This window comes from Snodgrassella alvi, from assembly GCF_002777425.1.
Taxonomy (GTDB): Bacteria; Pseudomonadota; Gammaproteobacteria; order Burkholderiales; family Neisseriaceae; genus Snodgrassella; species Snodgrassella alvi_B.
In genome coordinates, this window is the sequence record NZ_MDVC01000064.1 from 1 (window position 1) to 16,123 (window position 16,123).

Sequence of the window (16,123 nt, forward strand, 5' to 3'; positions counted from 1 at the left end):
TTTATCATTGAGCATATCCGCAGCAACTAAACTGTTTTTCTCCGTATATACTTTAGCAAACGCCAGTCTTGAATAGGTATCAATAAACGTTTGTTGGTATATTTTCCCAATCCCTTTAATATGACCAACATAATATGTATCTTGTGCGCATAAGTATCCAGGATGCTGGGTCTCAATTTCACCCTGTGCCTCTCGCGCTGCTTTCGCTTTCTCTAAAGCCTGTAGCTGGCTTTCTGTTAACACAAGCCCTTCCTGAGCTACTTTTGTTTCCAGAGCGATCAGTCTTTTTTTGAAGCTTTCTAAATCGTGGCGTAACCAGATTGAACGTACACCACTGCCAGAGACCATTATTCCTTGCAGACGTAGCTGATTAGCAACCCGATGTTGGCCATAAGCAGGAAATTCATAAGCCATATTAACGACAGCCTGCTCAATATGAGGTTCTACGCGATTTTTCTCTATAGGTTTTTTGCGACTTATTTCCTGAAGAGCTAATTCTCCGCCCTGTTCATAGAGTTTTTTGAAGCGATAATAGCTGTCGCGACTATACCCCAAGACTTTACAGGCTTGCTGAACGTTACCTAACTGTTTAGCGAGTTCTAAAAGTCCTAATTTAGGTTTAATTATTTTTGCAGATTGATTCATTACTGACACTCCATTGTTGGTTTAAAATACACTAAATGTCAGATTAAATAAAGACTACTACAATTAAGCCATCAGCTAAGCAGGCTATTAGTGAATTGGTTACTAGACTGTGAAAGCCAGGAATACAGGCCTTTTAATCCATGAAGTAAAAGCAGTGATAAAGTCACCGATTTTGCGGTACATGATGGAGATGTGGTACATGTATATGAATTCAGTGGCGTGGATACAGAAGTAACCAAGCAAAATAAACTGGCTGCTCAAAAAGCAGCCAGTTTATTATTTAATTGGATGTATTTATACAAAAGTACCTTATCCTGCGCAGTAATGACCATCCGGACTAAATTGTTCATTCAAATGGCAAACACCTGATACCTGATTAAATTGCAAAAATTCATCAACAAAACGGTATTGCATAAAGAAAATAATCAGGAAACCATTACATCAGTTATGCCTGTTCAACTAATAATATATCTCTATCATCCAGACTTTCTTACTGCTTTTAGCTAACTGATTATTTGAACAACCTAGAAATGTTATATGAATTAATGGAGAAATGGCCAAAACCAGATTCAAAAATTAAAATCCTAATTAAATTGGTTTAAGCTTACATAAGTACCAGTTATCTAAAATCTGGAAAATATGTACTTTCTCCGGTGGCTTAGGGCCTAAAAAGGCGGAAGGAGATGGCAAAAGTCCGGAAGGATTTTATGCTACGCGGAAAAGTCTGCTCAATCCAAACAGTAATTATCATCTGGCGTTTAATATTGGCTACCCGAATGCCTACGACAGGTCAAAGGGTTATACAGGCAGTTATATAATGATTCATGGCAAATGTGTTTCTATTGGCTGCTATGCCATGACAGATAATGGTATAGAAGAAATCTATGCATTGGTCAGTCAGGCATTAAGTAGTGGTCAAACAGAAGTCCCAATACATATTTTCCCGTTCAAAATGAATACGGCCAATATGAAAAAATATCAAGGCTCTACATATTATGCTTTTTGGCAGGAGTTGAAACCAGCTTATGAGATTTTTCAGTCACAGCGGCGGATTCCCGATATCAGTGTGCATAATCAGCATTATATTGTCAGGTAATACAAACAGAATTAGAGAGTTAAAACAGGCCACGGAAATAAATTTCCGTGGCCTTACGTTCTGACTTGGTACTGTATACTAAAACATATAAGGCTTTTATCTGCACAGGTTAATGCTGTAGCCAGTAATATTAAGCATATTGTGCCAGAAGATAATCTGTTTGCAACGCAAAAACCAGATCAATTTTTTTCGTTCAATAAAGCAGAGATATTTCCCTAAATATTAAAACCGTACAATGGGATTGTGTATTGCTACCAGATATGGCGTATTTATTCTTAACAACAAAAGTAATTGGCGTTAGTGCTGAGGGCGATTTTATTGTTCAGATACAGAATCAGCTCGCTGATGTGGATAAAAGCAATAATTCGCTTGTATTGCCCGTATCAGTAGGGCGATAAGTAAAAAATGGCCAATAAACTTATTGTCTAAACATGCTACTAACCTTTTTAATCGTTCAAAATCCAAAACAAAGCGTACTGCAATGTACGTTTTTTTATGTAATGAGCACAGTGAATTTGAATGGTTGCAGGGTTTTAATTTTATAAAATAGGTTAGTGCAAATAATTTGCTTATAAAGAATAAGGTATGATAATATTCGCAAACAACTTAGATTAAATTACTGCTATTTAGTAAAAATGATATTGGCGCTGTAGCAATATATTGCTTGGCTACAGCTTTATCCATTCTGGATTCAGACATATAAAAAAAATTGAGCGCAAAATACAAAGCTCTAAGATATTCTGATGCTGAATTCGATTAAATTTAATTTTTCGGTACAACATTTGTTAGATAAGTATTAGTTGTGCTGGTGGCAGGTAGAAGCGTTTAATTACATTATTCAAAATTACAGGTTCATTACACTGCAATGGTAAGCAGAATGGATTGATGTGGATAATGATATAAAACCAAACTCGCCTATCTACCGATATAGGCTATGTAAATACTTTATTTATTAAGGCTATAGAGTGAAAATGCTGACAATTTAATTACTATTTAAATTTTGAATACAGTGAAATAAAGTTAATCTCGCAATCAAGTAGTATTTTCAAAAACTGAAAATTTATTGTTTTATTTAAGCCAATGCTGATAGATAAATATATGCATTTAGTATTAACTATTGGTGTGAATTTTATGATGCTGAACCTGTTTAGAAAATATTGCCAATGAAGAGATTATGTTTGATAAATAATTATCTGGCTTAATTCAGATAGAGATATCAGATTGGTTTTCTGTTAACAGCGTGTTCGAGGGCTGGCAACAAAGTAACGATTATGCACGGTTTTAGCACAACAAATGCATCTGTGCCAGCAAAGATAAAGCAGAATAATCAGACTGTTTACTGTGCCTAAAGTGGTAATAATCCCAGTTTAAGCAAGATTCTGGCGTTACAGTTAAGCAGAATGATTGTATGGTAATTCATATCTGATATGTATAAATAGGATATAAAATTATGAAATATAATGAATATATTTCGATATCCCTGCTTATACAAAGGCGCTATGTATTTGGCTGGATATTAATTGGTAACTATAAATCAATAATAAAAAGATATAGGTATGCTGAAATTAAAACAGATTATTGTATTTTTCGGATTATTATTTTTTATTAGCGCCCAGATATTCGCACAGGATTTTACTGCCTGCCAGAATAATGAGCCTGATCCGACAATATTGCCTGTAGCCATAAGCTGGCCTGATAACCGCAATAAACAGCCGCTGGATAAAAAAAACTGGCTAACCATACAGCAGTTGAGCCAGCAACAGTTGCAGCATGCTGTCTGGGTGGATGTGAGGTCTGGCATTAAGGACAAAGAATCCGGGCTGGATATGCTGGCTATTCCGCTTCACCAGTTGTCTGGTGCCCAATTTTTGTTTGATAAACCCGTTATTTTGGTTGGGAGCGGATTTGATCAGCTATCAGTTAATCAGACCATTAACCGTTTAAGAAAAAAAGGCTTTAAGCATATTTTTGCTTTAAACGGGGGAATTTACGAGTGGCAAAAATTACACCAGCCCGCACGGCCGCACCAGCAGGAAATTTCTGCGGAAGAATTTTTATCCGGAGGCAAAACCATTCACTGGCAGATTATTACGCTAGGCCTGAATGCTGAACAATTAGCTACATTACCTGAACAGCCGGTTAAACAATTTGCACTAACACAAATAACAGCATCAGCGCTGAAGCAGTTTATCCGCAATAACGCTAAGAGCAGTGATGATTTTATCCGCTACGTACTGGTTAGCCCGGATGAGCAGACTTTAAAAAGGTTGCAACAGCAAATCAGTTTTGCCGATTCAGCCAATGCTATCTGGTTACGAGGGGGAATAGCTGCTTATCAGCACTATGTACAACAACAAACAAAATTAATTAAACATGCCGGACAGAGCTTATCCAGACCTTGCCGGTTAACCATATAACTTATTTAAGGAGCTTTCTGACCAATGAGGGGCACACAATGAATATTTATCAATACTGGAAAAACCGGTTTCCCAGTTTAAATCGGAAAAAACAGCAAAAGCATAAAAGTAAGCAGAAAAAACCATATGTAATGATTTTCTGTGCGTTATGCACCATTGCCTATGCATCAAGCTATGCAGCTACGGACACTCGTCTGAAAGGTGACGATAAGGTGAGTGGCGCATTACCGATAGGTTTTGATTTTAATTATTATGGCAAAAATTATAATAAATTTTATGTCAGTACTAATGGATTATTGCAGTTTGAAAGACCAACAACCAGCTATAACAATTCCTGCCTGCCTGCAATAAATAATACGCTATATGTATTCTGGGATGATTTAAGAACGAATGCAGCTCGGCAGACTACTGGAACCATTAAGTACGAAACTCAGGGGGAGGCACCAAACAGACAATTGATTGTTCAATGGACAAATCAGTACTTTTATGGCTCCAATCTGCCTATGGGCACATTTCAGGCTATTCTGTATGAAGGCTCAAACCAGATTAAATATCAATATCGCTCATTAAACGACGAGCGCAGCAAAGGAAAAGAAGCCACTATTGGGATACAGGGTATTCGGCCAAGCAATGTGCAGATAGGCTGCAATAAGGCTGATACAATTAAACCAGAACAGGCAATTTTATTTACGCCTAATGGTGATTTAACAGATTACAGTAAAGATGAAAATGCCGAATACGATTTCATTGATATTGCGGGCTTAACGCCACCTGCACCAAAACCTGTTGCTCGTTATAGCAATCAGCCACCAACTTGGTTGTGGCAGAACATTGATGAAATCAGTACTTGGGAAATTGAAATTGAAGATGCTTCCGGTAATTCCGTTCATAAAGAAGTACTGAATAATGTCAATCAGTTTACTTTCAATGATGGTTTACAGAATGGCAAATCTTATCGTGCCCGAGTAAGGGGAAGTATTAATAACGGCGGTACATGGGAGCCATGGTCTGCACGATCCGGCGCCATAACGATTGATACTACCAAGCCAGTTGTTGATCTGAATAAATTTAATCGCGTCAATGAAAATGCGGTGCGAATCGGTTACACCAGCAGCGATAATCTGAGTGGTATTGCTTCAGTACACCTACAGATAGCGAATAATCCTGATTTTAATCAGCCATTGGTGGATCAGGATATTAATGTTCAAGCCAATAGTGTGCAGATTGATAATCTGCCATCTACTGGTGCGTTATATGCCCGCCTGAATGCAGTTGATAAAGCCGGTAACAGCTCTGGCTACACTCAGGCTGCGGCTATTGTGCTTACACCGCCAGTACTGATCAGTCCGGTTACCCAGACAAAGGTTAAAACCGCCCAATTAAAGGTACAGGGTACAGCCGAATCTGGTAGTAAGGTGCAGTTATATCTGAATAACCAACCGGTTGGCCAGCCTGTAGCCGTGAATGCCCAAGGCTATTTTAATCAGGATATCCAGTTAAGCAAAGAGGGCAGTTACCGCTTGCATGCTATCGGGCAAAATAATTATGGCCGCAGTGAACCCAGTGCAACAGTAACATTTGATTTTGCCTTGCCAATACCCACAGGCATGATTACCACACCCGGCGATAATCAACCCCTTGCCGCTCCGGTAGATATTCAGGTAGATGCAGCAGACGAACTGGGTATCGAAAAAGTTGAGCTGCTGGTTGATGACAAACATTTTGCCACACTGACAGAACGCCCCTATCAGGCACACTGGCCACTTACCATGCAGGATAACGGTAGCCATAAACTAACAGCAAAAATCACCAATACCAGCGGCAAAACAGTTACCAGTACACGCACCGTCAAGGTCAAGATAGAACCGCCGGCACCGCCACCTACACCATATATCGGTAAAATTACGGCAATCAGCCCGGCTGTTAGCTATGGTCCGCAGCCAGTTACCATTGCTGGTCAGGCACTGTATCGTGCTGATAATACGGCCGCAGCCAGTGTTCCACTGAAGCTGGTATTGAATGTAAAAGGCTTTGAGCGAAAAATTGCAGTTGCCACAGATGAAACTGGCCATTTTTCCTATACCTTTACTCCTCAAGAGTCTGATTCGGGAACTTATCAGGTAGGCATTATTCATCCTGACGAAAAAACTGTTACCCATCAGGGCAGCTTTGCCATTAACCGGGTTGCCTTTAATATTCAGGGCTATCAGCTCAAAGCTCCGCGTACCATTACCACACCGATACAGATTAATGCTACAGCCAGTACCGGTGCGAAAAAATTGCGCTGGGTGCTTGCACCTGAAAATCAGCCAGATGGTGTATTGCCACAGGGCATTAATATCCAGTCTGAAGCAGTAGATATTGCGCCCGGCCAAAGCCGCACTACAACGATTAAATTTACTGCGGATAATAATGCAGCAGAAAAAGGTAGCTTGTATCTGGTTGCTTTCGCCGACGATTCAGGTGATCTGGTACGGGGTAAATTACAGATTAATTATCAGCTTGGCCAGCCCATGCCCGATCTGTATGCATCTCCAAGCTATATCCAGACTGGCTTACAGCAGAATACAAGTACCACAGCCAATGTCAGCGTAGGCAATAAAGGTTTGGCGAAAGCTGAAAATGTTCAGATAGAGCTGGTAGATAAACAGGGTAATCCTGCACCGAGCTGGGTATTTATTGCCAGTGATAAAAATATTGATGCCATTGCGGTAGATGAAAAAGTACCCGTGCAAATCATGGCACAACCAGATAACAGCATTGCAGATGGCATCTACAACTTTATCATCAGAGTGTCTACAGGCGGCAAACTTTCCGGCACCATTCCGGTAAGCATCTCTGTTACCCAGAGTGGACAGGGCATTGTCCAGTTTGATGTGGCTGATATTTATACCGCTACACTGGATGCACAAGGCCAGCCGATTAAAGGCGTTAAAGGGGCAACTATCAAATTGCAGAATGATGGCGTACTAACTGAACAGTATACCCTCAATACCGATAAAGATGGTATTGCTTCATTAAGTAAATTGCCAGCAGGTATCTACCGCTACCGCGTTAGTGCACCCAATCATATGGATGCCAGCGGCCGTATTGTCATTCAGCCTGATACTACTACCAATCAGCATATTTTTCTAGAGTATCAAACCATAAATGTAGAGTTTGGTGTAACTGAAACCACTATAAAAGATGTCTATGACATTAATGTAAATGCTTCCTTTAATACGCAGGTACCAGCACCGGTAATTCTGCTGGAACCACTATCCATTAACCTTGGTGGTATGCAGGTTGGCGAAGAAAAAACCGGCCAGATTACAGTAAGTAACTATGGATTGGTACAGGCCGATAATGTTGTTTTAAATCTGCCTAAAACAGATTCCAGATTTAAGTATGAATTTTTTGGAGAAGTGCCCAGTGTGCTCAAGCCAAAAGAAAAAGTAGTTATTTCCTATAAAGTAACCGCTCTGGATCCCAAACAGTTGGCATCTGCACAAACCAGAACCAGCCCAAAGGCAAGTTTATTACGCTCAGCACCAGCGGATGATAACGATGACTGTACTTCTTACGAAGCCAGCTATCAAGAAACACACCAAAGTGAGTGCCCCACTGGTGACATTTCCAAAGGCAGCAGCAGCGGACGTTTTTATCAGTACACCGGTAAAAAATGTTCTACCAAAAATACCAGCTGGGGTTGGGCTGGCGGTGGTTCACTAGGCGGTGGTGGCGGCAGCTTTGGTAGCAGTGGGGCCGGTTCACCATCAGCAATGCCTATTACTCCAGGCTGTACACCTGATGCACCTTGCGCTAGCGATGGAGCCAGTAATGGTGGATGTTAATAACTGCAAATAAAACCAAATTTAATTATTTAAACCAAAGGACATAATATGAAAATAAAAAATACAAAACGCCACCGAATCAGGGCGGTCGATAAGCTGCTTAGTATTACCGGCAGTTTCATTATTATGCTGCTTATAACACTGTCACAAATAGCCTATGCCAGTGTCAGATTACCAAATACTGAATACACTGAAAATACCGTGGATATGCGGGTTAAAGTACTTGGTGGTGAGGTAAAGTTAAAGCGTACCTGGGAAAATGGACGCTGGTATCTGAATCCGGCGTGGGCAGAACTGCGCTTTGTGCTCGACCCTCTCGATAATAGCGTCAAAACCATCGACCGTGCCGGTACGCTATACCAGCGCAGTGGGACGGCTGATCTATATACCTTCCATCAGGTATCAATCAGAAAAACTGATAGTGGCTGGCGCTGGACAGATATGCTGGGAAACTGGATTAACTATGACAGCAAAGGGCGGCCACTGGACTATGGCAATGCCAGTAATGTTAAAGTCAGCTTTGAGCTGGATAAAGATGGCCGGCGCAAAGCCATTAAAGACCACAACGGTGAGCTGGTTTATAGTCTTGACTATGATAATAAGGAACACCTGATCAAAGCCACCGACCGCAGTGGGCGTAGCGTTAGCTATAGCTGGTCTGGTGACCAGCTGACCAAAGTTACTGATGTCATGGGTAATGTGTGGAAGTATGGTTACGATAAAAACGGCCAACTCAATAGCAAAACCGAACCCGATGGCGGCATCACCAAAATTGATTATGTTTTATCAGTCCCGTCACTTCATATGTTTATGGATAGTGGCAGAAATGGAGGCAAAATATCCCAAAGCACCGTAGTCAACACCGGTGCGGCTGATCATGAAAACAAACTGGCGCGGGTAGGCAAAATTACAGCGAAAACTGGTGCAGTAACTGTATATAACACCGAATATAACCGTGTTAACAAACAGTACACCATTACCGTTACTGATCCACTCGGTATTAAAACAGTAAATGTATTTGATTCACAAGGTCGCCAGTTATCGAAAACTGTTAATAACGAACTTAAGCTGCGCTATGAACAGGATACTGCTACCAATCAGGTAAAAATTTTTAATGAACGTGGTATTGCAACTATTGTTCAAAAAGATAGTGAAGAACGTCCAATCAAAATTATTGCAGCAGATGGCAGCACAGAAAATTACCAGTACAACACTAAAGGTATGTTAACTAAGCATATCGATGCTGGTGGTAATGTAACTGAATTGCAATATAACGATCAAAATAAAGTAACTCAAATTATTCAGGCGAAAGGAAAACCAGAACAGCACATCATATCGTGGGAGTATGATCAGTATGGTCAAGCTAATGGCATAAAATCTGGTAAAAAGCAGATAATAAATTTGCAACAAACCTTGGATAAATATGGAAATATTAGCAGTTACACCGATGCTAACGGTAATACCTATCAATTTACCCACAATGTTCAGGGACAAGTAACCAGTGTTAAAACACCAGAAAATAATATTTGGCAACTAAACTACAATGCAGCTGGTATTCCCGAGCAAGCTATCGACCCACAGGGACGGATAACAAAATATACTAGTGATGCCCTAGGGCGGATTACTCAGATAACAGATTCAATGGGTAATACCACCAATTACAGCTATCAGTACAATAGTCAGGGCTGGCAGGTCAGGGCTACTGATGCACTGAATCAGACCTACACCTATAACTATGATCTGGCCGGAAATCCAGTTAGTGTTATATCGCCGTCTGGTTTGGAAATTAAACAAAGCTACGATAAACAGGGCAGACCCAAAAGCCAACAAGATAGTGCCGGAAACATCACATCCGTAGAGTATGGCAACAAAGGCAGTGGTCTGGACGGCCTGATTGTTAAAACCCTGTATCCAACCTACACCGAAACATATAACTACAATACCATAGGCCTACCCACCAGTGTCAGTCAGGTACTGGATAACAATATCAGTTTGATGACCAGCATCAGTTATAACGAGCAAGGACTGCCAGCTAGTATTACCAATCCCGATGGCAGTACTTTCATGGCTCGTTATGACGCCTATGGCAATATCATCAAAACCATAGATGCACTGGGTGGAGAAATCAGCAATAGCTGGGATGAAATGGGCAATCTGGAAAGTATTACTGATCCAGGCGGCCGTAGCTACACATTCAGCTATGACAACAATGGTAACCTGATTAAAGAAACAGGAGCATCAGGTAATCAAACAGAATATATTTACAACACTGTTGATCAGCTTATTGCTCAGAAAGATGCCAATGGTAACGAAATACATTATCAATATGATCAAACAGGCAACCTGATTGAAGAAAGCTATTTTGCCAAAGGCCAGACTACTGCTGAACAGCGCATCACCTATAGTTACAACGATGCCGGCCAGCTTACCGGTGTGAACCAGGTTGGCGATACCCAAAGCAGCTTTAACTACGTACTGGACAAACTTGGTCGCAGAATCAAAGAAACCATTACCTATCAGAGCAATAACCAAAAAATAAGCAAAGAATTAAAATATAGCTATGATGCTGATGGCAATCTGGCCAGCATTACCTATCCAGATAACAGCGTAGTTCAATATCATTATGCACAGGGACAACTGCAACAAGTACAGCTACCCAATGGCGAACAAATAACCTGGGATCGTTATCGCTGGAATCAGCCTGAAAGCATTACCGCTCCAGGCAGCAAAACCAGCATAACCTATACCGCATTACAGCAGCCACTGAGCATACGGGTTACCAATGCAGATAACAAAGTTCTGCTCCAGCGTAACTATCAGTACGACAAGTCGGGCAATATTATTCAGAGTAATACTGAACAAGGTATTATCGATTATCGCTACGATGCATTGGATCGCTTGACACAAGTCAATCCAGATCAGAGCCTGCAACAAAAAGGCTTACCGGTAGAATCCTATAGCTATGATGCCACCGGTAACCGTACCGGCAGTGCCCATCAGACAGGAGAATGGCAATACAACAGCAATGGCCAGCTAACACAATGGGGCGAAGGTAAGCAGCAGACAGCGCTGAGCTATGATGCCACCGGCAACTTAATTAGCGAACAGCTAAATGGTAAACAGCGCAGTTATCAGTACGATAGTATCAATCAGTTGATCAGTATTCAGGACGGTGATACAGAAAAAGCACACTACCAGTACGACCCGTTTGGCCGCCGCATCAGCAAAACAGTAAATGGTGAAACTACCTATTACCTGTATAGCGATGAAGGCCTGATAGCCGAGCTGGATCAGAATGGCACAATGCAGGTAGCGTATGGCTGGATGCCGGATACCGTATGGGGAACCAGCCCATTGTGGCAGGCCAGTCTGGACAATAACCAAACCTTAAAAAACGCAGACTATCAATACCTGATAACCGATTATCTGGGTACCCCGCAGCTGGCAGTAAATTCAAGAGGACAACAAACGTGGAAAGGCATTGCCGATGCCTTTGGTAATACCCAACTGGATCCAGATAACCAGATTACCCTGAATCTGCGCCAGCCCGGACAGTATTATGATCAGGAAAGTGGCTTATATTACAACTTTGCCAGACACTATAACCCGCAGACAGGTCGCTATATAGAAGCTGATCCATTAGGTGTAGGAGGTGGACTGAATTTATATGGCTATGCCAATGCCAATCCATTGATATACATGGATCCGTATGGATTATATGCATGGGCTAATTTTGTTGATGATGCAAGTAATTTCTCTGCGGGATTTGGCGACGCAGTATCGTTAGGAGCAACCAAATGGATTAGAAAAGAATATGATATAGGTAGTGTTGATGAATGTTCAGGTTGGTATAATGTAGGTCATGTCGGTGGCATGATTGTAAACTTTTATATTGTAAATAAAGCCACTGATTTTGTTGTTGGTAAAGCTGCTGCATACGTAACTGCATACAAAGCAGCAAGAAAACCTGTTGTTACAGCTGAATTAAAAATTGGTGGTAGAACATTTAAAGATTATAATCAAAATGCTCGGGCTGCTCGGTCAAAAAGAAAGGCTGATCCAAATAAGAAGACTTTAATACATGATCAAGTAGCTAAGAGAGAGAAAAAAACTGGAAAGTCTAAACCAAATGGCGATATGAGTTCAGCACATGCAGAAATAGGTGCATTACAACAGGCAGCGGATAAGGGAGTAACTAAAGGTGCTGATGCGGTTATGAAAGTGACAGGAAAGGATCTTTGTGATTATTGTCAAAAGGATGTAGTTGCAATGGCAAAAGCATCAAAACTTAACTCATTGAAAGTATTTGCAGAGACCAAAACAACCTATAAAACATATGAATGGGAAGCTGGTATGGCAAGATTTAAGATAACGGAGAATCCAAAATGACAAATAGATTTAACTTCAATGGACGCCTTTACGGTGAGGGATTTTATAATGACACAGATATTTTTAACCTTAATCCTACAATAGAAGATATAAATAATTCTGTGGATTTATTTGTATCAATTACTGGTGTTCTTTATTTAGAACAAAATAAAGAGGAAGGTAATATTCCTTTTAGGTTAACACTTTATGCAGAAAATCAAAAATATCTGGTTATGTTTGGAAAATCAAATCCGGAAGTTGATGATGGTGTAGAAGTAAGAACCTTTTGGGATGATACACGCGCTCCTGGATTGATAAGTTTACAAGGTGACTTATGGGATAATAGAACTATAAGCGAAGATTTTAATCTGGTCAGAAAAGCTTTTAATGAGTTTTATCTGACAGGAGATATTGACCAAAATATAGTGAATTAACCCAAAAGCCCCGAATTATGATTCGGGGCTTTTTTACATAATCAGAATGAAGTTCTAACACAAAAGCTTGGACTGTTTGATCAAAAAGAAAGGCTGATCCTAATAAACCAACTTTGATACCGGATAAAATAAGTGATAAGAAATCAAAAGATGGAAGACCATTTCCAAATAGTCATATGGGTAACGCACATGCAGAAGTAGGTGCATTACAACAGGCTGCGAATAAAGGCTTAACTGAAGGTGCTGATGCAGTTATGAAAGTGACAGGAAAGGATGTTTGTGGTTATTGTCAAAAGGATATAGTTGCAATGGCTAAAGCATCGGGATTAAAGTCTTTAAAAGTGTATGCAAAAGAGGATAAAACCCACATACCAAAAATTTATGAATGGCGAGCAGGCATGGATAAATTTGCTGAGAGAAAGGTGCAATAATGAAAGTTAAATTTGAGTTTGGTGGATTTAAATTAAAAGAACATAAGCGTATTCAATTACCGTTTAAGAGTAATCCTACCATAGATGATATAAATAGTTATTTAGATCTATTTTTATTAAGTGATGGTGTTCTTGAATTAGAACAAAGGGAAGAAGAAGGTAATATTCCTTTTAGGTTAACGCTTTATGCAGAAAATCAAAAATATCTGGTTATGTTTGGAAAATCAAATCCAGAAGTTGATGATGGTGTAGAGGTAAGAACTTTTTATGATAAGACGCGTACACCAGGAGAATTATATCTCTTGGGAGATTTATGGGATAATTCAATAATCACTGAAGATTTTTCTTTGGTCAGAAAAGCTTTTAATGAGTTTTATCTGACAGGAGATATTGACCAAAATATAGTGAGTTAACTCAAAAGCCCCGAATTATGATTCGGGGCTTTTTTACATAAACAGAATGAAGTTCTAACACAAAAGCTTGGACTGTTTGATCAAAAAGAAAGGCTGATCCTAATAAACCAACTTTGATACTGGATAAAATAAGTGATAAGAAATCAAAAGATGGAAGACCATTTCCAAAGATTCATATGGGTAATGCATATGTAGAAATAGGTGCATTACAACAGGTTGCGAATGGAATGGCAACACATATTCAAACAACAAAATTAAGGGGTAGCCGTTTGTTAAATTCTACCGGAGGTAAATAGCACAACGACGAATGTAACCGTTTATGATTTGTACTAGCTCAAACTTAATCTGACAGACACTACCTACTCATCGGCATTCGTTCTAACACAATGACTGTCTGATGAGTAAAATAAATTCTCTAGCTGCTTTTCTTTAGCCAGTCCTTTTGTCTCTACCCAAGTTTGCCAAGGTGTCTTACCATAACAGTATTTCCCTGAATGTGCTCTTTCCCGATTGTAAAACTCTAGCCAAATCTCAATATCCTGTTGTATCTCTGTCAGTTCTGTATATATCTTACGTCTAAACATAATATCATAACATTCAGTCTTCATCGTCTTATGGAACCGCTCACATATACCATTCGTTTGCGGACTGTAGGCTTTCGTTTTCGTATGTTCTATATCTTCCAAATTCAGATACAGTTCGTATGCATGACGCTCTTTATGACCGTTATACTCACTTCCTCTATCCGTCAGAATTCGTAAAAGCGCTACCTGCTCATTATCAAAAAATGGTATCACTTTATCATTGAGCATATCCGCAGCAACTAAACTGTTTTTCTCGGTATACACTTTAGCAAACGCCAGTCTTGAATAGGTATCAATAAACGTTTGTTGGTATATTTTCCCAATCCCTTTAATATGACCAACATAATATGTATCTTGTGCGCATAAGTAACCAGGATGCTGGGTCTCAATTTCACCCTGTGCCTCTCGCGCTGCTTTCGCTTTCTCTAAAGCCTGTAGCTGGCTTTCTGTTAACACAAGCCCTTCCTGAGCTACTTTTGTTTCCAGAGCGATCAGCCTTTTTTTGAAGCTTTCTAAATCGTGGCGTAACCAGATTGAACGTACACCACTGCCAGAGACCATTATTCCTTGTAGACGTAGCTGATTAGCTACCCGATGTTGGCCATAAGCTGGAAATTCATAAGCCATATTAACTACAGCCTGCTCAATATGAGGCTCTACGCGATTTTTCTCTATAGGTTTTTTGCGACTTATTTCCTGAAGAGCTAATTCTCCGCCCTGTTCATAGAGTTTTTTGAAGCGATAATAGCTGTCGCGACTATATCCTAGGACTTTACAGGCTTGCTGAACATTGCCTAACTGTTTAGCGAGTTCTAAAAGTCCTAATTTAGGTTTAATTATTTTTGCAGATTGATTCATTACTGACACTCCATTGTTAGTTTAAAATATACTAAATGTCAGATTAAATAAAGACTACTACACCTATACTACTAATAGCCTGCTACCAATATGACCCATTTGGCCGGCGTATCAGCAAAACTGTAAACGGTGAGACTACCTACTATATCTACAGCAGCGCAGGCCTGCTGGCCGAACTGAATCAGAATGGCAGAATGCGGGTAGCGTATGGTTGGAAGCCAGACAGCGACTGGGGTGCCAGCCTCTTATGGCAGGCCAACCTGAGCGAAGGGCAGAGCCTGAAAAATGCCAGCTATCACTACCTGATAAGCGACCATCTGGGCACCCCGCAACTGGCGATAAACAGCACTGGAGAACTGAGCTGGAAAATCAACAGCGATGCGTTTGGCAACAGTGAACTGGACGCAAACAACCAGATCACCATGAACCTGCGGTTTCCGGGACAGTACTATGATGCAGAGACCGGCCTGTCCTATAACTACTTCCGAGATTACGATGCGAAGACAGGGCGGTATATCCAGAGTGATCCGATAGGGTTGGCGGGAGGAATAAATATTTTTGTTTATTCAGAAGAAAATCCAGTTAAAACATACGATAATTATGGTTTAAGTACTTGCCATGAAGGATATTGTCAACAACAGTTTATAGATTGTATGGCTAATTGTATTCGTACACTTGATCCATTAAGTGATAATTATTTAGATAAATTCGATTTATATACTAAAGGGTTATTCACAAGTATGGGTGGTACAATCGGAAAAAAATGGGTGGGATTGCATATTGGTTTAAAGGGTGCTTCTCGAGCAACTACATTGCCAAGTATTCTTTCTCATAATTTAGGTGGACGTAAAACATGGATTGGAGACAAATTAAGGAACACTGGTAGACTCTTTTCACCTTATTGGATAGGATATGGCTGGTATTTATTTGGAGTGGAAATAGGTTGTAGTATCTCTTGTAGCTTGGATAAATGTTCATATACAAAATAGTGCTCATATTATGATAACTTTTTTAATTATATCTTTGATTTTATATATTATAGTT

The 16,123-nt window shown here is 40.1% G+C and carries 9 protein-coding genes and 2 pseudogenes; 9 read left to right on the plus strand and 2 right to left on the minus strand.

All coding sequences use genetic code 11. From position 1 onward, the window contains the following. The coding region (locus tag BGI33_RS06630) for a helix-turn-helix domain-containing protein (protein ID WP_144235377.1) at positions 1–645 on the minus strand (645 nt) is incomplete at its 3' end. Positions 646–1,282: 637 nt separating this feature from the next. Here BGI33_RS06630 and BGI33_RS12910 point away from each other — a divergent pair. The 8 genes and pseudogenes from BGI33_RS12910 to BGI33_RS14355 form a co-directional block, all read left to right on the plus strand. Next, complete coding sequence (locus tag BGI33_RS12910; RefSeq protein ID WP_257378926.1) at positions 1,283–1,741, plus strand: L,D-transpeptidase family protein; 459 nt, start codon at positions 1,283–1,285, stop codon at positions 1,739–1,741. Positions 1,742–3,297: 1,556 nt separating this feature from the next. Beyond that, the gene (locus BGI33_RS06640) at positions 3,298–4,158 is read left to right on the plus strand and encodes a rhodanese-like domain-containing protein (RefSeq protein WP_100090492.1); all 861 of its coding nucleotides are present in this window, start codon (positions 3,298–3,300) and stop codon (positions 4,156–4,158) included. A gap of 38 nt (positions 4,159–4,196) precedes the next feature. Beyond that, positions 4,197–7,991, plus strand: coding sequence for an Ig-like domain-containing protein (locus BGI33_RS06645; protein WP_100090493.1), 3,795 nt, complete (start codon positions 4,197–4,199; stop codon positions 7,989–7,991). Between the two features lie 48 nt (positions 7,992–8,039). Continuing rightward, positions 8,040–12,380: an RHS repeat domain-containing protein gene (locus BGI33_RS06650; RefSeq protein WP_100090494.1), complete on the plus strand. Its 4,341-nt coding sequence runs from the start codon at positions 8,040–8,042 to the stop codon at positions 12,378–12,380. Beyond that, a complete protein-coding gene (locus BGI33_RS06655; RefSeq protein ID WP_100090495.1) occupies positions 12,377–12,793 on the plus strand; it encodes a DUF6911 family protein in 417 nt (138 codons plus the stop codon). Before BGI33_RS06650 ends, BGI33_RS06655 begins: the two co-directional genes overlap by 4 nt. A gap of 98 nt (positions 12,794–12,891) precedes the next feature. Further along, positions 12,892–13,224: pseudogene (locus BGI33_RS06660) on the plus strand (cytidine deaminase-like fold-containing protein); the annotation flags it as partial. Then, a complete protein-coding gene (locus BGI33_RS06665; protein WP_100090497.1) occupies positions 13,224–13,637 on the plus strand; it encodes a DUF6911 family protein in 414 nt (137 codons plus the stop codon). The pseudogene BGI33_RS06660 and the gene BGI33_RS06665, both read left to right, overlap by 1 nt. A 98-nt stretch (positions 13,638–13,735) precedes the next feature. Further along, positions 13,736–13,933 (plus strand): annotated as a pseudogene (locus BGI33_RS14355) (cytidine deaminase-like fold-containing protein); the annotation flags it as partial. Positions 13,934–13,996: 63 nt separating this feature from the next. On the opposite strand, the gene BGI33_RS06670 reads toward BGI33_RS14355, so the two are convergent. Further along, positions 13,997–15,079, minus strand: a complete 1,083-nt coding sequence (locus BGI33_RS06670) for an IS481 family transposase (protein WP_100090498.1) — start codon at positions 15,077–15,079, stop codon at positions 13,997–13,999. Between the two features lie 194 nt (positions 15,080–15,273). Here BGI33_RS06670 and BGI33_RS06675 point away from each other — a divergent pair, with 194 nt between their 5' ends. Further along, positions 15,274–16,068, plus strand: coding sequence for an RHS repeat domain-containing protein (locus BGI33_RS06675; protein ID WP_100090499.1), 795 nt, complete (start codon positions 15,274–15,276; stop codon positions 16,066–16,068). Positions 16,069–16,123 lie beyond the last annotated feature (55 nt).

Coding starts and splice junctions, on each gene's coding strand:
- BGI33_RS06640 (WP_100090492.1), top strand. CDS start 3,298: ATGCTGAAATTAAAACAGATTATTGTATTTTTCGGATTATTATTTTTT.
- BGI33_RS06645 (WP_100090493.1), top strand. CDS start 4,197: ATGAATATTTATCAATACTGGAAAAACCGGTTTCCCAGTTTAAATCGG.
- BGI33_RS06650 (WP_100090494.1), top strand. CDS start 8,040: ATGAAAATAAAAAATACAAAACGCCACCGAATCAGGGCGGTCGATAAG.
- BGI33_RS06655 (WP_100090495.1), top strand. CDS start 12,377: ATGACAAATAGATTTAACTTCAATGGACGCCTTTACGGTGAGGGATTT.
- BGI33_RS06665 (WP_100090497.1), top strand. CDS start 13,224: ATGAAAGTTAAATTTGAGTTTGGTGGATTTAAATTAAAAGAACATAAG.
- BGI33_RS06670 (WP_100090498.1), bottom strand. CDS start 15,079: ATGAATCAATCTGCAAAAATAATTAAACCTAAATTAGGACTTTTAGAA.
- BGI33_RS06675 (WP_100090499.1), top strand. CDS start 15,274: ATGCGGGTAGCGTATGGTTGGAAGCCAGACAGCGACTGGGGTGCCAGC.